This is a genomic window from Streptomyces sp. NPDC006294 (assembly GCF_042870895.1).
GTDB lineage: Bacteria > Actinomycetota > Actinomycetes > Streptomycetales > Streptomycetaceae > Streptomyces.
Window position 1 is genome coordinate 478,895 of record NZ_JBIAHV010000001.1, and the last position, 19,892, is coordinate 498,786.

Sequence of the window (19,892 nt, forward strand, 5' to 3'; positions counted from 1 at the left end):
CTCGAACTCCCCCTACGGCCCGGCGGCCGTGGGTGGCCCCCCAGGCCGGGCCGGAGTTGCCGGGCAACTTGAGCCTCGCCCGGGTGCTTCCCGCGGCCGCCGGGCGCAGGGGGAGATTGAGGCGCGGGGTTCGGGGCGGGGCCCGGCGGGACCGGCCAACCCGCCCCGCCGGTGGTTGAGGCGCGCCCGCCTCGGGCGCGGGCGGCACGCCCCGAAAGAGCGGAACGGGGGATTCGGCTGGGTCCGTGGGGACGTGGCACGATGCCTGCATGTCCTCCGCGTTGACCGATCTCTGCCGGCATCCGATCGTGCAGGCCCCCATGGCCGGCGGCGCCTCCTGCCCGCAGCTCGTGGCGGCCGTGTCCGAGACCGGCGGGCTGGGTTTCCTCGCCGCCGGGTACAAGACGGCCGACGGGATGTACCAGGAGATCCAGCAGGTCCGCGCGCTCACGGCCCGCCCCTTCGGCGTCAATCTGTTCATGCCGCAGCCCGGCACCGCCGACCCCGCCGCCGTGGAGGTGTACCGGCAGCAGCTGGCCGGTGAGTCCACCTGGTACGAGACGCCTCTCGGGGACCCGGACCAGGGGCGGGACGACGGCTACGAGGCGAAGCTCGCGATTCTGCTCGACGACCCGGTCCCCGTGGTCTCGTTCACCTTCGGCTGCCCCACCCGCCCGGTGCTGGAGTCCTTCACCAAGGCGGGCACGTACACGATCGTGACCGTCACCACGCCGGAGGAGGCGCAGACGGCACAGTGGTGCGGCGCCGACGCCGTGTGCGTGCAGGGCGTCGAGGCGGGCGGCCACCAGGGCACGCACCGCGACGACCCGGCGAGCGACGGCTCCGGCTACGGACTGCTGACGCTGGTCCAACTGGTGCGGGAGACCGTGGAGTTGCCCGTGGTCGCCACCGGCGGCCTGATGCGCGGCAGCCAGATCGCCGCCGTACTGGCCGCCGGCGCGAGCCTCGCGCAGCTCGGTACGGCGTTCCTGGTGTGCCCGGAGTCGGGCGCGCATCCGCTGCACAAGCAGGCGATGACCAACCCGTTGTTCGTCCGCACCGACGTGACGCGCGCGTTCTCCGGCCGGCCCGCGCGGGGCCTGGTCAACCGGTTCATGCGGGAGCACGGGCCGTACGCGCCGGCCGCGTATCCCGATGTGCACCAGCTGACGAGCGGACTGCGCAAGGCCGCGGCGAAGGCGGGCGACGCGCAGGGCATGGCGCTGTGGGCCGGCCAGGGCCACCGGCTGGCGCGGGAGATGCCCGCCGCCCAGCTGGTGGGCGTGCTCGCCGCCGAAGTCGACACGGCACGGGCCGCGTTCGCGCACGGCGGTGGTGTCTGATGACCGCTGCTGTCTTTCTCGTCGAGTCGCTGGAAGGGGTCGCGCCGGGCGCGTCCGTCACCCTTGACGGGCCGGAGGGTCGGCACGCGGTCTCCGTGCGCAGGCTCCAGCCCGGTGAGCAGATCGTCCTCACGGACGGCCTCGGCCGCGGCGCTGCCGGCTCCGTCGTCTCCACCGAGGGCAAGGACCGCCTGGTGGTCGAGGTGCGCGAGTGCCCCGAGGAGCCGGAGCCGGCGCCCCGTATCACCGTCGTGCAGGCGCTTCCGAAGGGCGACCGCGGTGAACTGGCCGTGGAGACCATGACGGAGACCGGCGTGGACGCGGTCGTGCCGTGGGCCGCGGCGCGCTGCATCACCCAGTGGAGGGGTGAGCGCGGCGCCAAGTCGCTGGCCAAGTGGCGGGCGACGGCGCGTGAGGCGGGCAAGCAGTCCCGCCGGCTGCGCTTCCCCGAGGTCGCGGAGAGCGCGACGACCAAGCAGGTGGCGGCACTTCTGGCGGCCGCGGACTTCGCGGCGGTGCTCCACGAGGAGGGCGCGCAGCCGCTGGCGACGGCGGATCTTCCGGAGACGGGCTCCATCGTGCTGGTCGTCGGCCCCGAGGGCGGGGTCTCCCCGGACGAACTGGCCGTGTTCGCGCAGGCCGGTGCGAAGCCGTACCGGCTCGGCCGCAGCGTGCTGCGCACCTCCACGGCGGGTACGGCGGCGACCGCGCTCCTGCTGGGGCGTACGGGCCGCTGGTCCTGAACCGGCCGGCCGGGTGCGGGCGTCAGCCCGCGGGAGCCCGCGGGCCGGCCGCCGTCACCGCGTCGAACAGCGGCCACCCGTCGGCCTCCACCGTCCCCGCACGGGCCGGCAGCGTTCCACTGGCCGTAGCCGCGGCCAACAGCCGCCGCACCACGCCCGGTTCGTACAGATTGAGCCAGATGCCGTGCGAGACGACCGTGCCGGATTCCCAGTAGCCGTCGGAGACGATCCGGCCCGGTGCCGGGCGGAAGGTGATCTCGAGCCGTCGCTGGGTGCCCTCCCGCCGGAGGGACAGCACCAGGCGGCAGTCGGTGACGGTGTCCGGCGCGCGGGTGTGCCGCTGGCGTACGTTCCAGATCCAGGCGGTCTCCGCGTCGATCCCCAGCCGGCGCACCCGGTCGAGCTTCTTGGTCATCGCACGACCGTACGGGCCGCACCTGGCCACAACCACTCTTTTACGTGCGGGCGCCCGGTGGCACTCTGGCCTCATGCCCGCCCGGACCAGAGTGCCGCGCGTCCTCGCCGCAACCGCCGCCGCAGCAGCGGCGGTCGGTGGCCTGGCCGCCTGTGAACCCGCCGCCGGCGGGCTGAACTCCGCCGCCGTGGCCGTGACCACGGACCGGACCGTGACCAGCACCCTCGAGCGCCTGACGTTCGACGTCGCCTGGCTCAACTGCACCGCGCGCACCGACGGCGGCGCGGCGACGGCCGGTGGCTCCCAGTCGCCCTCGCCGTCCGTACCGGCCCGCGCCACCGTCAACTGCCAGGGGGAGACCCGCTCCCGGCAGGCCATCACCGTCACCGGCACGGTGACGGAGGAGCGGGCCGGGAAGTGCGTCCGCGGAGATCTGATCGCCGAGATCGAGAAGAAGACCGTGTTCCGGGCGACGATGCTCGGGGACTGCACGGCTACGCCGAGCGGCACGCCCGCGCCGAGCCGGCCCCCCAGTGCTCCCGGGGCGCCGCGGCCCACGGTCACCGTGACGGTGACCGAAACAGTGACCGCCGTTCCGGCCAAGTGATCCAAAACCCTCACTCCGGGGCTCCCGCCTGCCTAGGGTGACGGTGTGACGCACCCTGCCTACCTCCGGTATCCGCATCTGCACGGTGACTTGATCGCCTTCACCGCCGAGGACGACGTCTGGGTCGCGCCGCTCGACGGCGGCCGGGCGTGGCGTGTGAGCGCCGACAACATGCCCGTGAACCATCCCAGAATCTCGCCCGACGGCACCCGTATCGCCTGGTCCTCCTCCCGCGACGGTCTGCCGGAGGTGCATGTCGCCCCCGTCGACGGCGGCCCCTCCGAGCGGCTCACCCACTGGGGGAGCCACCGGACCTCCGTACGGGGCTGGACCCCGGACGGCCGGGTGCTGGCGCTCACCACCCACGGCCAGGCGTCCCTGCGCCGCAGCTGGGCGCACGCGGTGCCGCTCGACGGCGGACCCGCCACCCGCCTGCCGTACGGGCCGGTCGGCGGTGTCGCGTACGGCCCGCACACGCTGCTGCTGTCGGCCACCATGGGACGCGAGGCCGCCGCCTGGAAGCGCTACCGCGGCGGCACGGCGGGCAAGTTGTGGATCGACCGCGACGGCGACGGGGAGTTCGTGCGCCTCCACGAGGACATCGACGGGAACATCGAGTACCCGCTCTGGGCCGGCGGCCGGGTCGCCTTCCTCTCCGACCATGAGGGCGTCGGCGCCCTGTACTCGTCGCTGCCCGACGGCTCCGACCTGCGCCGCCACACGCCCCTCGACGGCTTCTACGCCCGCCACGCCGCGACCGACGGCACCCGCGTCGCCTACGCGAGCGCCGGTGAACTGTGGCTCCTCGACGACCTGGAGGGCGCCGAGCCGCGCCGGCTCGACCTCCGGCTCGGCGGACAGCGCACCGATCTGCAGCCGCGGCCGATCGACGCCGCCGACCACCTCGGCGGCGCCGCGCCCGACCACACCGGCCGCGGCAGCGCCGTCGAGATCCGCGGCGGCATCCACTGGGTCACCCACCGCGAAGGGCCGGCCCGTTCGCTCGCCGCCGAGCCGGGCGTGCGCGCCAGGATGCCGCGCACGTTCCGGGTCGACGGCGAGCAGCACGTCGTCTGGGTGACCGACGCGGAGGGCGACGACGCGCTCGAGTTCGCGCCCGCCACCGGGACCGCCGCCGGCGCCACACCGCGCAGGCTCGCCGCCGGCCGGCTCGGCCGCGTACTCAACCTGGCCGTCGCCCCCGACGGCAGCCGCGCCGCCGTCGCCTCGCACGACGGCCGGGTGCTGCTCGTCGAGCGCGAGAGCGGCGAGGTGCGCGAGGTCGACCGCAGCGAGCACGGCGACGCCGACGGTCTGGTCTTCTCGCCCGACTCGGCCTGGCTCGCCTGGTCGCACCCCGGCCCCAGCCCGCTGCGGCAGATCAAACTCGCCAACACGGGCGATCTGACCGTCTCGGAGGCCACGCCGCTGCGTTTCGCCGACTTCCAGCCGGCGTTCACCCTCGACGGCAAGCACCTCGCGTTCCTCTCCGAGCGCGCCTTCGACCCGGTCTACGACGCCCACGTCTTCGACCTCGCCTTCGTCGGCGGGTGCCGGCCGCACCTGATCACACTGGCGGCGACCACACCCTCGCCGTTCGGGCCGCAGCGGCACGGGCGGGCCTTCGACTCGGACAAGGACAACGCGCAGGACGGGGACGAGAGCGCGGAGTCCGTCACCCGCATCGACCTCGACGGACTGGCCGACCGGATAGTGCCGTTCCCCGTCGAGGCCGCCAGCTACTCCACGCTGCGCGCCGCCAAGGACGGCCTGCTGTGGCTGCGCCACCCGCTGCGCGGCGTCCTCGGCGCGACCCGTGCCACACCGGAGGACCCGGAGCCCAAAACCACCCTCGAGCGGTACGACCTCGGACAGCAGCGGGTCGAGGAACTCTCCTCCGACGCCTCCTACTTCCGCGTCAGCGGCGACGGCAAGCGGGCCCTGCTCCACACCGGCGGCAAGCTCAAGGTCGTCCCCAGCGACCGCGAGGCGTCCCACGACGACGGCGACGACGCCGCGAGCGTCACCGTCGACCTGTCCCGCGTGCGGCGCACCGTCGAACCGGCCGCCGAATGGCGGCAGATGTACGACGAGGCCGGACGCCTCATGCGCGACCACTTCTGGCGGCCCGACCTCGGCGGCGTCGACTGGGACGGAGTCCTCGACCGCTACCGGCCCGTCCTCGACCGGGTGGCGACCCACGACGACCTCGTGGACCTCCTGTGGGAGGTCCAGGGCGAGCTGGGCACCTCGCACGCGTACGTCATGCCGCCCGGCGGCCACGGCGACGCCGCGACCCGGCAGGGCCTGCTCGGTGCCGACATCTCCCGTACGGAGGACGGCGCCTGGCGCATCGACCGCATCCTGCCGTCCGAGACCTCCGACCCCCACGCGCACTCCCCGCTCGCCGCACCCGGCGTCGCCCTGCGGGCCGGCGACACGCTGCTCGCGGTGGACGGCCGGCCGGTCGACCCGGTCAAGGGCCCGGGGCCGCTGCTCGTCGGGGCGGCGGGCAAGCCGGTCGAGCTGACCGTCTCCCCGGCCGGCGGCGGCGACCCGCGGCACGCCGTCGTCGTCCCCCTCGCCGACGAGGAACCGCTGCGCTACCACGCATGGGTGGCCGACCGGCGCGCCTACGTCCAGGAGAAGTCCGGCGGCCGCCTCGGCTATCTGCACGTCCCCGACATGCAGGCGCCCGGCTGGGCCCAGATCCACCGCGACCTGCGGGTCGAGGTCGCGAAGGACGGGCTGGTCGTCGACGTACGGGAGAACCGCGGCGGTCACACGTCGCAGCTCGTCGTGGAGAAACTGGCCCGCCGTATCGTCGGCTGGGACCTGCCGCGCGGCATGCAGCCGTCCAGCTATCCGCTGGACGCGCCGCGCGGCCCGGTTGTAGCCGTCGCCAACGAGTTCTCGGGCTCCGACGGCGACATCGTCAACGCGGCGATCAAGGCGCTCGGCATCGGTCCCGTCGTCGGCACGCGCACCTGGGGCGGTGTCGTCGGCATCGACAGCCGCTACTCCCTCGTGGACGGCACGCTGGTCACCCAGCCGAAGTACGCCTTCTGGCTGGAGGGTTACGGCTGGAACGTGGAGAACCGGGGCGTCGACCCGGACGTCGAGGTCGTCGCGACGCCCCAGGACCAGGCGGCGGGGCGTGACCCGCAGCTGGACGAGGCGATCCGCCTGGCGCTGGCCTCCTTGGCGGAGACGCCGCCCAAGCAGCCTCCGTCGCTGCCGTAGAGGGCTCCCCGTTCGGTGGTGTCCCGGGCCCGTCAGGGTCCGGGACACCCTGTTATCCGGCCCTTCTCCATTCTTTCGTGGCTGCTTTTCGATGGTATTGGTTTTTCCACCACCCCCTATCGGCTAATCGAATGAGCCAGACCTTGCTCTCGGGGTGAATTCATTTCTAGAGTTCCATCTGAAGGAACCGGTTATCGGCGCGCCTGCGGTGCGGGTGTTATCTCGAAGGATGGAAAATGAAGCGTATTGATGTGTCGCGACGGGGCAGGACGCTGGCGACTGTTGCCGCGGTTGCCGTGCTGGCCGGCGTCGGCGGTGTCGCCACGGCGAGCCCGGCGCACGATCTGACAGCCGTGACCACCGCGGAGGGCAAGTTCGCGGTTCCGCACGATCTTCGGGTCAAGCACGTCACGAACGTCGTGGAGCAGACTCTGACGATCCAGCCCGGCGGCGACACCGGGTGGCATGTGCACCCGGGGCTGGTGGTCCTGACCGTGCAGAAGGGGACGATCGTCCGCAAGAACGCCGACTGCACCGAAGAGGTGTTCCCGGAGGGCTCGTCGTTCATCAAGCAGGGCAACCTTGCTCTGAACGGCGTGAACGAGGGTACGGAGCCCATCGAGCTGCACCTCACGTACCTCCAGCCCGAGGGAGCTCCGCTGCGTTACGAGCGAGAGGCGCCGGCCCACTGCAACTTCGACTGATTCCGGATCGATCCGGTTCTTCCCGTCCTTTCCTGGACGGGAAGAACCGGATCTTCTTTTTCGGGAAGCCCGAGCAATTCCAGTGGTGCGAGAAATTCGAGTGGCGGCTCCCGTCAGCCGCCCGGCGGGTCGAACCGCGAGTAACCGGGCTCCGTCCAGCGCAGCGGGGACGCGGCCGAGAGCTCGCGTACGGCTTCGACGGAGAATTCCACCAGCCGCTGCGCCTCCGGCACCCGGGCGGTCTCGTCGGCCTCCCCCACCGTTCGTGCGGTGCCGCACAGGTGGAGGACGGAGCCCGTGCCCCGGTCCGGGACGAGGATTCCGGCGGCCGGATTGCGCAGCAGGTTCCCCAGGGTGAGGAACATCGCGTTCGCGGTGTGGTCGGGCCGGTGCAGCAGTGGGGGAGACGACGGTGACGACCGCCGGGGTTGCCGCCCCGGCGAGAGGCGTCCGCGTCGCCGCGGCCGGACACGGTGGCGACGAAGAACGTGTCCGCCGAGCTCACCGCCCGCTGCTGGGCGGCCGTGAGCGCGGTGCCGGCGATGACGGCACGGGCCGCCGCGGCCTCATCGGCCGCGACGATGCGGTGGTCGCGCTTCTGCGGATACTTGGGGCAGTCGGCGATGACCTGGTCGAGACCGACGTGGCCGCCGCTCCTGCACAGCGGTCTCGCCGCTGTGACAGGTGGCCACGGCATGTCCTGCCTTTCAAGGGCGGTTGCTCTGGTCATTCGTAAGATCGGAGAGCCCAGGGGCTCTGGGTATGGCTGCCTTTCCGAACTCTCCGAGCTCCGAGAGTCTTCCGGGGCTCGCGTGCCCGGATCGTGGCGCGGGGGCGGCCGGGTCCTCACCGGGCTGCCTCTCTCCGCAAGCACCCGGTCGTCGGCCCGGCTTCCTAGAAGAAGCCGCAGGTGGGCGCGCCGGCGGTCGGGGCGTCGGCCGGGTCCGCGCCGGTGGGGGCGTAGATCTCCAGGCGGGTGCCGTCGGGGTCGGCGAAGAAGATGCCGCCGGAGGTGCCGTTCTCCCCGTGCGGGACGACACCCTGGTAGGTGAACTCGGCGCCGAGACCGCGCAGCACCTCCTCGGCGGCCCGGACCTCCTCGACGGTGTCCACCTGGAAGGACAGGTGGTGCAGGCCGGGGCGGTCGGTGGCGAAGGTGCCCTCGCTCTGCTGCCAGAGCGCCACCATCATGCGGCTGCCGCGACCGAGGAACGCCCAGCGGCGGTCGTCCTCCTTGCCCTCTGCCATGACCTCGAAGTCGAAGACCTCGCGGTAGAAGGCGAGCGAGCGGTCCAGGTCGGTGACGTTCAGCCCGATGTGGCCGGTCTGCAGGTTGGTGGCCTTGCTCATCGTCGATCACATGCCTTCGATCCAGGGCCACGAGCCGCTCTCGTAACCGTTGAAAGCGAATTTAGGGGTTAGATCGCGATCGTGTCAACCGGTGATCTATGGATGACCGGTTATCGTGGGTGGTGCCAGCACGTCGACCGCACAGAAAGGACCTGAACCGTGACCTCAACCGCCGCGGCAGACCCGAGGCCGCTGACCGGCGAGCCCCTCGGCATCGATCTGCTCAACACCCGCTGGATCGACGGCGCCGGCCACCACGATCTGCTGACCGGCGTCGACGGACTGGCGGTGTGGCTGAAGAGCGCGGCGGTACGCGACGCCCTCGGCGGAGAACCTGTGCCCGCCGGCGCCGACACCCTCGAGCAGCTCCTTCTGGCCCGTGCCGCGCTCGACCAGGCCGTCGAGAGTCCTGCCGCCCCCGGGCCGGCCGCTGTGGAGGCCGTCAACGCCGTGCTCGACCACGGCCGGATACGCCACGTCCTGCGCTCCGACGGTCCGGGCACCGTCATCGAGGTGGATGCGCCGTCCTGGCTGCCCGCCTGGGTGGCGGTCGAGTCCTATCTGCGGCTCCTCGCCGACCGCCCGGAGCGCATCCGGCACTGCGCCAACCCCTCGTGCGTGCTGCACTTCTACGACGTGTCCAAGAACGGCACCCGCCGTTGGTGCTCGATGGCCGGCTGCGGCAACCGGGCCAAGGCACAGCGGCACCAGGCCCGCGTCCGCCCGGCCTGAGCCGCGGAGCGCCTCACCGGTCGGCGGCGACCGCGCCCGGGCCGCCGCCGGCCCGTCCGGGGAACGAACACCCGCGCCGTCCTCCCGGTTCTCCGCCGGCGGGTGGAGCGGACGCAGGCGTCCGCCACCTCCACCACGCCCTGGCGGATCAGGGTTCTGAACTGTTCGCCCCGGCCAGGTAGGGGGACGGGCCGGAAGCAGTGCCGAGCGACTGCCGACACATCCTCGCGGCGAACGCCGAGGTCACCGGGCGGCGCCCGTCGCGGCGACGGCGGGCGCGGCGTCCCGGGTGAGGTACTGGCGGAACGCGTCGATGCCGGCCGAGTCCTCGAAGACGGCGTCGAAACCGGCGGCCAGCAACTCGGGGCCGTAGGTGCCCGCCTCGGCACCCGTCACACCCAGTTTGCCGCCGATGACCACCCGCAGACCGCGCAGGTCCGGCTCGTCACGGAGACGACGGATGCACCGTGCCCCGTCGAGCGCCCCGTGGCCGTTGACACTGCTGATGACGACCACGTCGGGCCGGACCCGCCGGCACTCCTCGATGAGCAACTCGTCGGGCACGCACGAGCCGATGTTGGTCACTTCATGTCCCATTTCCTCCAGCAGCAGCTGCAGGAAAACGAGGTTCCAGGTGTGGGAGTCGGAGGAGACGCTCGAGACGAGCACGCGGTGGCGGCGGCGCTCCACGGGGTGTTCGGTCTCTCGTTCCGCGGCGTCCTGCCGGCGGGTGCGGTGCGGATGGACCTGATGGGTGGACAAGGCGGCTCTTTCGTCGGGTGCGGGCGCGGCGGCGCGGCATGGCGCGGTGAGGACATGGCGCGGTGACGGGACGCCGACGCAGGCGTGGTGCACGGTGGGGATGGCGTGAGGGGGGGGCCGGGGCGGAACGGCCGGTCAGGGCTGAGGGCCGTTCTGCCCCGGCCGGTTCAGGAGGCCGCGGTCACGCCGAGAAAGCGGATCTTCCGCCGCGGCGGCCGGCCGGTGTGGACGGAGCCCACCGGGGGATTCTCTGTGTGTCATGAGAAGGCTATAGAGCGGAGGCAGGGCTGGTTTCGGGTGTTCGCCGATGCCCGTTATCAAGATTTCCGATGGGACGGGCCGGACGTGCCACCGGGCCGGGGGTCAGGGAAAACGAAGGAAAGAGCCCGTGGTGCGAGAGCCTTCCCGAAACCGGTGGAACAGGAAAGAAGGACCGGCCGTCAGGCAGGCTGCGCCACGGTGTCGCGGCCGAGCCGGATCGCCACCTCCCAGACCGCGGCGACCGCCGACATGGCCACGTCGCGGCCGCTCCACAGCGCCCGCACATCGAGGCGTACCCGGGGCAGCCCCGGCAGCACCGTGAGGCCGTTGCTCTCCTCGGTCGGCCCGACGGACTCGGCCGGGAGCATGGCGATGCCGTAGCCGGCGCGCGCGAGTTCCCGGGCGCCGCCCATGGAGCCCGCCTCGATGACGGCCGCTTCGATGCCGTACACCTCGCGCAGCGTGGTGACGAGGACCTGGTGCGACGCGCAGTGGGGATCGACCGCCAGGACCTTGAGCGGTCCGAGCGCCGTCGCCAGGTCGGGTGCGGAGAGGAGTGAGGTCGCGCCGACGGGCACCACCTCGAGGTCCGGTAATTCCTCGACGAAGACACCGGGGGCGGAGAGGTCCCCGGCGGCGAAGTCGCCGTGGATCAGGGCCATGTCGACATCGCCGCCCCGCAGCGCGGCCAGCGCGCGGCTGATCCCCAACTGGCGTGGCGACACCTGCACCTTGGGGTAGCGATAGCGGCAGTCGCGGACCAGGGCGCCGATCCGTGTCTCCAGCAGCAGCGCGGAGGCGCCGACCGCGGCGCGTCCCTCGGCCTCGCCTGACGGGTCGAGCGCCGAGGCCATCTCGTCGACGACGTGGAAGATCCGGTTCGTGTAGTCCCGGAAGATCTCTCCCGCGGACGTCAGGCGAACGCCGTGCGGCATTCGCTGTATCAGCGGGAGACCGACCCGGGACTCCAGGGAGCGAATGTGCGATGTGACGCTTGATTGTGCGTAACCAAGGCTGCGTGCGGCCTTGGTGAGGCTTCCGGTTCTGGCTACTTCGCGAAAGGTTCTGAGTTGGTAGAGCGCGATATCCAACGACATGTCACTTCCCCCAAGGAAAAACACGGATCCGTCGTCATCCGGACGCGAACGGCGTCGAGGCGCTGCGGCCTGCCCTTCGCCCACGGACTCCGGCCCGTATCCGGCGGTGACTCCCCCCGAGGAGCCATGGCCGGATCGCGTCGTACCTAATGATGTCAAGAGCGAAGATGCGTTAGGTTGGATCCTGCCATGCAGTTAGCCGCCGCGACAAGCCCGATGCCGTTCGCCCAGCTGAGCCCGACCGGATGAGGACCGACATGACCACCGATGCCCCCGCACCGGGACCCGACGACGTCCCTCCCCTCCACGGCGAGCCGCTGCCGCTCGAGTTCGCCAACACGGTGTTCCCCGTGAGGGGGGTTCTCCGAGACGGCCTCGGGTCCCGCGAACGGCTCGCGTGGTGGCTCGAAGCGTGCTGCGACAGGCTGACGACGCCGCTGCCGGACGGCGCCCTCGATGCGGTCACCGCAGCGGACGTCCTGAGTTTCGTGATGCTGCGCGACGTCACCCGCCGGCTGACCGAGGCCCATGTCCGCCGGCTCAGCCCCGATTCCTGGGACGTCGCGCAGCTCAACCGGGCGTCGAGCATGGACCGGCCGTGGCCCTCGCTGCGCTGGATCGAGGGTGGGCGCCCCACGCTGGTGCAGATATGCCCCGCGCCGCCCCTGGTGGCGGTCCAGTCCGAGATCGCGCACTCGCTGATCGGGATGCTGACCGGCGCGTCCGGCGTGGAGCCCCGCGCATGCCTGGCGCCGGGCTGCGTCCTGTTCTTCGACCGCGCGCGCGGCCGCCGCGAGTGGTGCTCGACCGGCTGCGGCAACCGGGCCCGGGTGGCCCGCCACTACGCCCGCAGGAACCAGGCCCAGTAGCTGATTCCCACCCTGTCTCAGGTCTAACGACTGCACCTTGATTTGCCGTTAGAGAGGGATGGTCTTCCGGTGAACTCGCTGCTGAACCGGGGGCATCGGACTTTCCGATCCCTCCCATCGGCGAAGCGGTCGGTGACGGGCCTCGATGGCCGAATACGTTCCATGGCAAGACAGAAACGCCATGGCGCCGCCGGCATCGTCCTCGAGTGTCGCCAGGGCCACGACAGACAGGGATGAGACTTCATGCTCTCCACCGCACGTCCGGGCAGGACCGCACTGAAATACGCCGTGGCAGCCGTCGCCATGGCCTCCCTCGCCGCCCTGGCCCCCGCCCACTCGGCCGCGGCCGAGGAGATCCCGGCTCCCGACGCGTCCGCACTCGACTCCTCACGCGGCGCCAACGACCACGTCCTCTACTGGAACGACGCGATCCTCGACGTGTTCCGCCGCACGGGCGGCACCCCCGGTCCGCTCAGCCGCGGCGGGGCGATGATGGATCTGGCCATCTACGACGCCGTCAACTCCATCCGCACCATAGGCAAGCCGTACCGGACCCAGGACCCCTCGGCCCGCGGCGACTACGGCGCGCTCAACACGGCGATCGACTACGCCGCCTACACCGCCCTCAAGAACGCCTTCCCGCAGTACCCGTCGGCCGACCTCGACGCGAAGCTGAAAACGGCGCTGGCCATGCCCGACTTCGCCGGCCCGAAGCAGCGCGAGCGGGGCCGCGCCCTCGGCATCAGGGCCGCGGAGGCGATCATCGCCGACCGCACCGGAGACGGTTCCGCCGACACCACGCCCTACGTGGGAGTCACCGCCCCCGGGCACTGGCAGCCCGCGCCCGGCAAGCCCGCGGGAGGCCCCAACTGGGGCAAGGTCAAGCCGTTCGCCCTGAAGTCCGGCTCGCAGTTCCGGCCCGGCAACATCGGCGGCTTCGCCACCGCGGACCAGCTCCTTCGCAGTCCCGAGTACGCGGCGCAGGTCAACGAGATCAAGCGGATCGGCGGCAAGGGCTCCACCGCCCGCACCGCGGAGCAGACGAAGATCGGCCATTACTGGGCCAATGACATCGAGGGCACCTACAAGCCCGTGGGCCAGCAGTTCGACCACACCACGGCGGTGTTCCGCAAGTACCGGCCGAACGGCACGTCCTACGAGAGCGCCAAGCTGTTCGCCCTCACCTCGGTGTCCCTGGCCGACGCCGCGATCGCCGTCTGGGACTCCAAGTACCTGAGCGACTGGGACGTCTGGCGGCCGGCGGACGCCATCACCCGCGCGAACGAGGTCCCGAACCCGGGAATCGTCGCCGACCCCGCGTGGGAGCCCGAGGAGCAGGACACCGCCGGCAACAGCTTCAGCCCCAACTTCCCGACGTACGTCTCCGGTCACAGCGGCATCGCGGCGGCGTGGGCCGGTGCCGTACGGGGCTACTTCGGCACCGACAACCTGTCGTTCACGGCGGGTACCGACGACCCGCTGGCCCCGGGCGTCACGCGTTCCTTCCCCAGCCTGAGTGCCGCCGCGCAGGAGAAGGCCGACAGCCGCAAGTACCTCGGTGTGCACTTCGAGTGGGACAACGAAGTGGCGCTGACCATGGGTTACCGGGTCGCCGGCCACGTCGGCGCCACGATCGTGAACAACTGATCACCTGAACCGCTGATCACAGGCCCCGCCGGCCGGGCAACTGCTGGCGGGGGCGCGTGGATCCCGCCGGCAGCCGGGCGCGGCGCGGGCCCGATCCACACGGGTCGTCCCCGGAGAACCGCGACATCGCGGCCGCCGCTGGGCGCGGGCCGCCGGCCGCCGAAGAACGGCGCCGTTCGGACGGCTCCCGCAGCGCACGGCGGAGTCCGAGAAGAGACCCGAGACGCTGCCGCTCCCGCGGCGGCACCGGTCGAAATCCGCCGGCCCGCCGAGGGCACCGACGAAGAACCGCGCACTCCGCCCCCTGATGCACGTCGTGTTCACCACGACGCCCCCGGCCCTCTGCTGCCGGGCGACCACCGGGCGGCGGTGGAACAGATCCTCCTCATCGCTGTCGACACGTACGACACGAACCTTCCCCAGCGCATCGAGCCCCATATGCGGCGGACGAGTTGGCGGAAGCACACGGCCCGGTGCGCGAGCGCACGGCCGAACCCACAGAAGAGAACGCCCGGTTGGGGGAGGGAATTCCGCATCGGCCTCTGCCACTGCGAAGCCCGACCGGCTCGGCCCGATGAACCGGTCGGGGCCGGGCCGCCCCCGCCCGTCCGGCAACCACCGGCGGCCGCGGCGCGCATCCGGACCCGACCGGCTGACACGAAACCGAGGTACATCCATGATCCGCATCGCACGATTCCCACGCACGAACCGCTACGCCCACTGGGCGGCCGCGTTCTCCACCGCCTACCGGCGCCGGGAGACGGACATGCTCCGGGTCAGTGTCGGAGTGCTGTACGTGTGGTTCGGCGCACTCAAGTTCGTGCCCGCGCTGAGCCCGGCACAGGACATCGCCACACAGGTGATGGGCGTGATCAGCTTCGGCATGGTCCCGCCCGGCGTCTCCCAGCCGGCCCTGGCCCTCATGGAGGTGCTCATCGGCATAGGGCTGGTCACGGGGAAGCTGCTGCGGCTGACGCTGGCCGTGTTCTTCGTCCACATGGGGGGCGTGTTCGCCACCCTGGTGATCCTTCCGGGCGAGGTGTGGCGCTACCCGTTCGTCCCCTCGATGGAGGGGCAGTACATCATCAAGAACCTGGTCCTCGTGGCCGCCTGTCTGTCCGTCGCCGCCGCGGCCCTGCGCACCACCCGGTCGTCGTCCGGTGACGTGCAGCCGGGCGCACTGCCCCTGACGGCGGACACCGTGACGGCTCCGCAGTCCTTCTGCCCGTCGTGCCTGCTGACGGACGCCGCCGACCGGTCACCGCGCACGACGCCGCACGTGCAGGGCGGCGTTCCGGCCGGGGCCGCCGGGCTCCGCCAGGACCCGTACCTGGTCCGGCAAGGCGTCCTCGACGACTCCCTGCAGCCCGGCCGCCGTGGCTGACAGCGGATCCCCCACCCCCTGGCGCCGGCCACGACCGGGGGACGGGTGAGCGGCGGCTGCCCCGTGAAACCGATGCGGGGCAGCGGGGCCAGCCGATCCGGCCGGCCCCCGCGCGCCCAGGGCGCCGCGCCCCGAGGGGTGCGCCGCCCGATAGCATGCGGAAGTCGTCGTCAGCGCGCGCCAGGAGGACCGGGAATGGCCGGAGAACCGCAGGCGGACTGCCTGTTCTGCAAGATCGTCGCCAGGGAGGTGCCTGCCACCGTCGTACGGGAGACGGAGACGACCCTCGCCTTCCGCGACATAAACCCGCAGGCTCCCACGCACGTCCTGGTCATCCCCAAGGCGCACTACCCGGACGCCGCGTCACTCGCCGCCGGCGCGCCCGGACTCGCGGCCGACGTGCTGCGCGAGGCCAGCGAGGTCGCGGTGGAGGAGAAGGCGGCCGACAGCGGCTACCGCGTCGTCTTCAACACCGGCTCCGGCGCGGGCCAGACCGTCTTCCACGCCCACGCGCACGTGCTCGGAGGCCGCGGCCTCGAGTGGCCGCCCGGATAGCCGGAAGCAACGCGCCTTGTCCGTACGTGAACTCGTGGTGCTGGGCACCGCCAGCCAGGTCCCGACCCGGCACCGCAACCACAACGGCTATCTGCTGCGCTGGGACGGGGAGGGGCTGCTCTTCGACCCGGGGGAGGGCACACAGCGCCAGATGCTGCGTGCCGGTGTCTCCGCGCATGACATCGACCGGATCTGCGTCACCCACTTCCACGGCGACCACTCCCTCGGCGTCGCCGGGGTGATCCAGCGGATCAATCTGGACCAGGTCCCGCACCCGGTGTCCGCGCACTATCCGAAGAGCGGGCAGCGGTTCTTCGACCGGCTGCGGTATGCCACGGCGTACCGCGAGACGGTGAGGCTCAAAGAGGTCCCGGTCGCCGCCGACGGCGTCATCGCCACCACGGCGGGCTACACCCTGCACGCGCACAGGCTGTCGCACCCCGTCGAGTCGTACGGCTACCGGCTCGTCGAGCCCGACGGCCGCCGGATGCTCCCCGAGAAGCTGGCGGCGCACGGCCTGACCGGGCCGGACGTGGGCCGGATCCAGCGCGAGGGCGCACTGGACGGGGTCACCCTCGACGAGGTGAGCGAGGTCCGTCCGGGGCAGCGGTTCGCCTTCGTGATGGACACCCGGCTCTGCGACGGCGTGTACGCGCTGGCGGAGGGCTGCGACATGCTGGTCATCGAGTCCACGTTCCTCGACGAGGACGGGCGACTCGCCGCCGACCACGGGCACCTGACGGCGGGCCAGGCGGGCAGGGTGGCGCAGGAGGCGGGCGTCCGGCACCTGGTGCTGACGCACTTCTCGCAGCGGTACACGGATGCCGCCGCCGAGTTCGAGCGGCAGGCCAGGGCGGCCGCCGGCTTCGACGGCGAGGTGACCGTCGCCAGGGACCTCTCGCGCATCCCCGTGCCGAAGCGGGCCTGAGGCGCCGCCCCGGCCCCTGGGTCCGAGCACGTTCCGCGGTTGCGAGGCGCCGGCCGCCTAGAATGCGATCATGCCCCTCCCCAAGGCCGAACTCCACCTTCACATCGAAGGCACCCTGGAGCCCGAGCTCGCCTTCACCCTCGCCGGGCGCAACGGCGTGGAGCTGCCCTGTCGGGACGCCGAAGCGCTGCGCCGCGCCTATCTGTTCAAGGATCTGCAGTCCTTCCTCGACCTGTACTACGGGCTGATGACGGTGCTGCGCACCGAGGAGGACTTCGCGGATCTGGCCGACGCCTACCTCCGGCGCGCCGCCGAGCAGGGCGTCCGGCACGCGGAGATCTTCTTCGACCCGCAGGCGCACACCGCGCGGGGCGTCGGCATCGGCACGGTCGTTCAGGGACTGGCGCGTGCGCTCGACCGTGCGGAGGAGCGGTACGGCGTCTCCACCCGGCTGATCATGTGCTTTCTGCGGGACGAGACGGCCGAGTCGGCGCTCGCGACGCTCGAGGCGGCGAAGCCGTATCTGCACCGGATCACCGGCGTCGGTCTGGACTCCGCGGAGGCCGGCCATCCGCCGTCGAAGTTCCGCGAGGTGTACGAGGCGGCCGCCGCGCTCGGTCTGCGCCGGGTCGCGCACGCGGGCGAGGAGGGGCCGCCGGAGTACATCCTCGAGGCCCTGGACGTGCTCGGAGTCGAGCGGGTCGACCACGGGCTGCGCTGCATGGAGGACCCGGAACTGGTCACGCGGCTGGCGCGCGAGCGGATCCCGCTGACGCTCTGTCCGCTGTCGAACGTACGGCTGCGCGCCGTGGACGTGCTGGAGGACCATCCGCTGGCCCGGATGATGGCCGCCGGGCTGATGTGCACGGTCAACTCCGACGACCCGGCGTACTTCGGCGGCTACGTCGGCGACACCTTCCACGCGGTGCACGAGGCGCTCGGGCTGGACGACGAGCAGCTGCGGGAGTTGGCCCGCAACTCCTTCCTGGCGTCGTTCCTGGACGACGACGAGGAGCGCCGTGCGCGCTATCTGGCCGAGGTGGAGGCGTACGAGTTCGAGCACGCCGGTCGGCCGGGCAGACCAGGTAGTTGAGCACGCCGGTCGGCCGGGCGGGGCCGGGCCCGCGCTGCGTACGCGCCCCCTGCGGCTCAGCCCGCGGCGGGCCCGGTCCAGCCGGCCGGCACGTGGGCGAGACGCACCCGCTGGGGGTGGTCGCCGACGGCGACGGTGGCGACCTTCCTGCCGGTGGCGAAGTCGATCGCGGTGACCGCGTCGGCTCCGCTCTCGGAGATGACGCAGGACTTGCCGTCGCCGCTGACCGTGGCCCAGTAGGGCTTGGACGCGGGCACCAGCGGCCCTTCGGCCAGGGTGGCCCGGTCGACGACGGTGGCGTAGTCGTCCATGGTCCCGGCGACGCAGAGCTTGTCGCCCTTCGGGCTCATGGACATGCCGTGGTGGCGCGAGTCGTTGACCCAGCTGGTGCGGTCCTCGCTGGTCGCCGGGTTCTTCGGCAGCGTCTTGACCCGCGTGACCTCGTCCGTCGCCACGTCGTACTCGACGAAGCCGTTGAAGAACGACACCTGGAAGTAGAGCCTGGACTCGTCCGGGGTGAAGGCGACGGGCCGGACCGAGTCGGAGAGGTCCTTGCGGCCGAAGGCGTCGAGCCGCTCGCGCATGTCGATGACCTTCACCTGCTGGTGGGTCCGCGTGTCGACGACGGTGATGCGGCGGTCGCCCTTGGTCCAGTCGAGCCAGGGCGCGTCGAGGGCGGTGTTGACCTCACCGATGGACATGTTCCACAGATGCCTGCCGCCGTCGGTGAAGACGTTCTCGTGCGGCTTGTCACCGGTCTTGAACGACCCGGCCTGCTCGCCGGTCTCGATGTCGAGGACGTGCACGGTGTTGGACGTGGAGGCGGAGACCGCGACCCGCCTGCCGTCCGGGGAGACGGCCATGTGGTCGGAGCGGAAGCCGGAGACGGGGAAACGCCAGTTGATCTCCCCGTTGGCCAGCTCGATCGAGACCACGTCGGCGAAGCTCGGGCGGGAGACGACCATGGCCGATCCGTCGGGCGTCGAGTACATGTCGTCGACGAACTGGTCGTGCCCCTCGCCGGGGCCCTGGCGGATGCCCAGGAAGAAGGCCAGCTTCAGCGGATTGAGGTAGATCTCCCGCAGCCGCTCCTCCTTGTCGGGTATGACGTTGATCCGGCCGATCTTCGCGAAGTCGCCCCGGGCCTCGATGACATCGGCGGTGCCGTCCCAGTTGTTGCCGACGAACATGACCTCCCGCAGGGAGTCCGCGGCCGGGCCGGCCGGGGCCGCGGCGGTCGCCGTCACCGACGCGGTGGCGGTCAGAGCCAGGGCGGCGACGGCCGCACCGACGGCCCGCCTGGTGCTGGACAGAGACATCGTCGTTCCTTCCACGGAGGCGGCCCCAGGAGGTCGAGGCGCAGTCTGAAAACGGAGCCGTTCAGATTGGGCTACTGGAAAGTAACGAGCGGTGGCAGGCTTCACAAGACTTCGCACACGCCGAAACCCGGACTTCAGCCCGCCGACCCACGAAAATGAGTCGTCCGACGACAGGAGGTCATGTGACAGGCAGGGCCCGGCCGGCCACCGGCCGTTACGGAGGCAGGTCCGCGGAGGAGCGCCGGGCCGAGCGCCGCCGCCGGTTCCTCGACGCGGGCCTCCGGCTCTTCGGCGACGCACCGGGCTACCGCGCGACCACCGTCGCCGCGCTGAGCGAGGCGGCGGGGCTCTCCACCCGCCAGTTCTACGAGGAGTTCCGCACCCTCGAGGACGTACTGGCCGCCCTGCACCTCCAGGTCAACGACTGGGCGGAGGAAGCGGCGCTCGCCGCCCTCGACCGCGCCGCGGAACTGCCGGTGGCGGAGCGGGCGGCGGCGGTCTTCCGCGCGTACGCCGCCAACGTGACGGGCGATCCCCGGCGCATCCGGATCACGTTCCTCGAAATCGTCGGCGTCAGCCCGCAGATGGAGCGGCAGCGGCTGGCGCGCCGCGCCCGCTGGGTGGACTTCATCTGCGCGGAGGCGGCGCGCGCCGTGGAGCGCGGAGAGGCCGAGCCGCGCGACTACCGGGTCGCGGCGGCGGCGTTCATCGGCAGCGTCAACGGGCTGCTCCACGACTGGACCGCCGGATGGGTGGACGCCACCCTGGACGAACTCGTCGACGAGCTGGTCCGGATGCTGCTCGGCATCCTCCGCCCGGCCCCGCTGTAACGCGCCGGCC

Annotated in this window: 19 protein-coding genes; 13 read left to right on the forward strand and 6 right to left on the reverse strand. The window is 71.9% G+C overall.

The annotated features are described in order from the left end of the window. The first annotated feature begins 269 nt into the window (after positions 1-269). Both ACFYOP_RS02090 and ACFYOP_RS02095 read left to right on the forward strand, forming a co-directional pair. The gene (locus ACFYOP_RS02090) at positions 270-1,343 is read left to right on the forward strand and encodes a nitronate monooxygenase (RefSeq protein WP_356889922.1); all 1,074 of its coding nucleotides are present in this window, start codon (positions 270-272) and stop codon (positions 1,341-1,343) included. Next, positions 1,343-2,086, forward strand: coding sequence for a 16S rRNA (uracil(1498)-N(3))-methyltransferase (locus tag ACFYOP_RS02095; RefSeq protein ID WP_356889924.1), 744 nt, complete (start codon positions 1,343-1,345; stop codon positions 2,084-2,086). Before ACFYOP_RS02090 ends, ACFYOP_RS02095 begins: the two co-directional genes overlap by 1 nt. Positions 2,087-2,108: 22 nt before the next feature. Here the strand turns inward: ACFYOP_RS02095 and ACFYOP_RS02100 are convergent, their stop codons facing one another. Continuing rightward, on the reverse strand, positions 2,109-2,501 hold the full coding sequence (locus ACFYOP_RS02100) for a hypothetical protein (RefSeq protein ID WP_356889926.1): 393 nt from the start codon (positions 2,499-2,501) through the stop codon (positions 2,109-2,111). Positions 2,502-2,574: 73 nt separating this feature from the next. On the opposite strand from ACFYOP_RS02100, the gene ACFYOP_RS02105 reads away from it, so the two are divergent. The 3 genes from ACFYOP_RS02105 (at position 2,575) to ACFYOP_RS02115 (ending at position 7,055) form a co-directional block, all read left to right on the forward strand. Beyond that, a complete protein-coding gene (locus ACFYOP_RS02105) occupies positions 2,575-3,108 on the forward strand; it encodes a hypothetical protein (RefSeq protein WP_356889928.1) in 534 nt (177 codons plus the stop codon). A gap of 45 nt (positions 3,109-3,153) precedes the next feature. Next, entirely contained in the window at positions 3,154-6,351 is a 3,198-nt protein-coding gene (locus ACFYOP_RS02110; protein ID WP_356889930.1) for a S41 family peptidase, read from the forward strand. A 236-nt stretch (positions 6,352-6,587) separates the two neighbouring features. Beyond that, entirely contained in the window at positions 6,588-7,055 is a 468-nt protein-coding gene (locus ACFYOP_RS02115) for a cupin domain-containing protein (RefSeq protein WP_356889932.1), read from the forward strand. 113 nt (positions 7,056-7,168) lie between these two features. Here the strand turns inward: ACFYOP_RS02115 and ACFYOP_RS02120 are convergent, their stop codons facing one another. Next, positions 7,169-7,420, reverse strand: a complete 252-nt coding sequence (locus ACFYOP_RS02120) for a pyridoxamine 5'-phosphate oxidase family protein (protein WP_356889934.1) — start codon at positions 7,418-7,420, stop codon at positions 7,169-7,171. Positions 7,421-7,949: 529 nt separating this feature from the next. After that, the gene (locus tag ACFYOP_RS02125) at positions 7,950-8,405 is read right to left on the reverse strand and encodes a VOC family protein (protein WP_356889936.1); all 456 of its coding nucleotides are present in this window, start codon (positions 8,403-8,405) and stop codon (positions 7,950-7,952) included. Between the two features lie 159 nt (positions 8,406-8,564). Here ACFYOP_RS02125 and ACFYOP_RS02130 point away from each other — a divergent pair, with 159 nt between their 5' ends. Continuing rightward, positions 8,565-9,137: a CGNR zinc finger domain-containing protein gene (locus tag ACFYOP_RS02130; protein ID WP_356889938.1), complete on the forward strand. Its 573-nt coding sequence runs from the start codon at positions 8,565-8,567 to the stop codon at positions 9,135-9,137. Positions 9,138-9,380: 243 nt separating this feature from the next. Here the strand turns inward: ACFYOP_RS02130 and ACFYOP_RS02135 are convergent, their stop codons facing one another. Both ACFYOP_RS02135 and ACFYOP_RS02140 read right to left on the reverse strand, forming a co-directional pair. Continuing rightward, positions 9,381-9,899: a cobalamin-dependent protein gene (locus ACFYOP_RS02135; protein ID WP_356889939.1), complete on the reverse strand. Its 519-nt coding sequence runs from the start codon at positions 9,897-9,899 to the stop codon at positions 9,381-9,383. Positions 9,900-10,339: 440 nt separating this feature from the next. Then, complete coding sequence (locus ACFYOP_RS02140) at positions 10,340-11,257, reverse strand: LysR family transcriptional regulator (protein ID WP_356889941.1); 918 nt, start codon at positions 11,255-11,257, stop codon at positions 10,340-10,342. A 257-nt stretch (positions 11,258-11,514) separates the two neighbouring features. Here ACFYOP_RS02140 and ACFYOP_RS02145 point away from each other — a divergent pair, with 257 nt between their 5' ends. The 6 genes from ACFYOP_RS02145 to ACFYOP_RS02170 all read left to right on the forward strand — a co-directional run bounded on the left by ACFYOP_RS02145 (position 11,515) and on the right by ACFYOP_RS02170 (position 17,733). Then, positions 11,515-12,126 carry an ABATE domain-containing protein gene (locus tag ACFYOP_RS02145; RefSeq protein WP_356889943.1) on the forward strand — a complete coding sequence of 204 codons (612 nt, stop codon included), beginning with the start codon at positions 11,515-11,517 and terminating at the stop codon, positions 12,124-12,126. A gap of 243 nt (positions 12,127-12,369) precedes the next feature. After that, entirely contained in the window at positions 12,370-13,773 is a 1,404-nt protein-coding gene (locus tag ACFYOP_RS02150) for a vanadium-dependent haloperoxidase (protein WP_356889945.1), read from the forward strand. 676 nt (positions 13,774-14,449) lie between these two features. Beyond that, entirely contained in the window at positions 14,450-15,157 is a 708-nt protein-coding gene (locus ACFYOP_RS02155) for a DoxX family protein (RefSeq protein ID WP_356889947.1), read from the forward strand. Positions 15,158-15,352: 195 nt separating this feature from the next. After that, a complete protein-coding gene (locus ACFYOP_RS02160) occupies positions 15,353-15,712 on the forward strand; it encodes a histidine triad nucleotide-binding protein (RefSeq protein WP_356889949.1) in 360 nt (119 codons plus the stop codon). Positions 15,713-15,728: 16 nt separating this feature from the next. Then, complete coding sequence (locus ACFYOP_RS02165) at positions 15,729-16,640, forward strand: ribonuclease Z (RefSeq protein ID WP_356889951.1); 912 nt, start codon at positions 15,729-15,731, stop codon at positions 16,638-16,640. Between the two features lie 70 nt (positions 16,641-16,710). Beyond that, positions 16,711-17,733 (forward strand): adenosine deaminase, encoded by a 1,023-nt coding sequence (locus ACFYOP_RS02170; protein ID WP_356889953.1) that lies wholly within the window; start codon positions 16,711-16,713, stop codon positions 17,731-17,733. Between the two features lie 56 nt (positions 17,734-17,789). Here ACFYOP_RS02170 and ACFYOP_RS02175 read toward each other — a convergent pair whose 3' ends face one another. Then, entirely contained in the window at positions 17,790-19,052 is a 1,263-nt protein-coding gene (locus ACFYOP_RS02175) for a YncE family protein (protein ID WP_356889955.1), read from the reverse strand. 182 nt (positions 19,053-19,234) lie between these two features. Between ACFYOP_RS02175 and ACFYOP_RS02180 the strand changes: the two genes are divergently transcribed. Continuing rightward, positions 19,235-19,882, forward strand: a complete 648-nt coding sequence (locus ACFYOP_RS02180; protein WP_356889957.1) for a TetR/AcrR family transcriptional regulator — start codon at positions 19,235-19,237, stop codon at positions 19,880-19,882. The last annotated feature ends 10 nt before the right edge of the window (positions 19,883-19,892 follow it).

Excerpts from the sequence above, each read along its gene's own strand:
- ACFYOP_RS02090 (WP_356889922.1), top strand. The coding sequence starts at position 270 with ATGTCCTCCGCGTTGACCGATCTCTGCCGGCATCCGATCGTGCAGGCC.
- ACFYOP_RS02095 (WP_356889924.1), top strand. The coding sequence starts at position 1,343 with ATGACCGCTGCTGTCTTTCTCGTCGAGTCGCTGGAAGGGGTCGCGCCG.
- ACFYOP_RS02100 (WP_356889926.1), bottom strand. The coding sequence starts at position 2,501 with ATGACCAAGAAGCTCGACCGGGTGCGCCGGCTGGGGATCGACGCGGAG.
- ACFYOP_RS02105 (WP_356889928.1), top strand. The coding sequence starts at position 2,575 with ATGCCCGCCCGGACCAGAGTGCCGCGCGTCCTCGCCGCAACCGCCGCC.
- ACFYOP_RS02115 (WP_356889932.1), top strand. The coding sequence starts at position 6,588 with ATGAAGCGTATTGATGTGTCGCGACGGGGCAGGACGCTGGCGACTGTT.
- ACFYOP_RS02120 (WP_356889934.1), bottom strand. The coding sequence starts at position 7,420 with ATGTTCCTCACCCTGGGGAACCTGCTGCGCAATCCGGCCGCCGGAATC.
- ACFYOP_RS02125 (WP_356889936.1), bottom strand. The coding sequence starts at position 8,405 with ATGAGCAAGGCCACCAACCTGCAGACCGGCCACATCGGGCTGAACGTC.
- ACFYOP_RS02140 (WP_356889941.1), bottom strand. The coding sequence starts at position 11,257 with ATGTCGTTGGATATCGCGCTCTACCAACTCAGAACCTTTCGCGAAGTA.
- ACFYOP_RS02145 (WP_356889943.1), top strand. The coding sequence starts at position 11,515 with ATGACCACCGATGCCCCCGCACCGGGACCCGACGACGTCCCTCCCCTC.
- ACFYOP_RS02150 (WP_356889945.1), top strand. The coding sequence starts at position 12,370 with ATGCTCTCCACCGCACGTCCGGGCAGGACCGCACTGAAATACGCCGTG.
- ACFYOP_RS02155 (WP_356889947.1), top strand. The coding sequence starts at position 14,450 with ATGATCCGCATCGCACGATTCCCACGCACGAACCGCTACGCCCACTGG.
- ACFYOP_RS02160 (WP_356889949.1), top strand. The coding sequence starts at position 15,353 with ATGGCCGGAGAACCGCAGGCGGACTGCCTGTTCTGCAAGATCGTCGCC.
- ACFYOP_RS02170 (WP_356889953.1), top strand. The coding sequence starts at position 16,711 with ATGCCCCTCCCCAAGGCCGAACTCCACCTTCACATCGAAGGCACCCTG.
- ACFYOP_RS02175 (WP_356889955.1), bottom strand. The coding sequence starts at position 19,052 with ATGTCTCTGTCCAGCACCAGGCGGGCCGTCGGTGCGGCCGTCGCCGCC.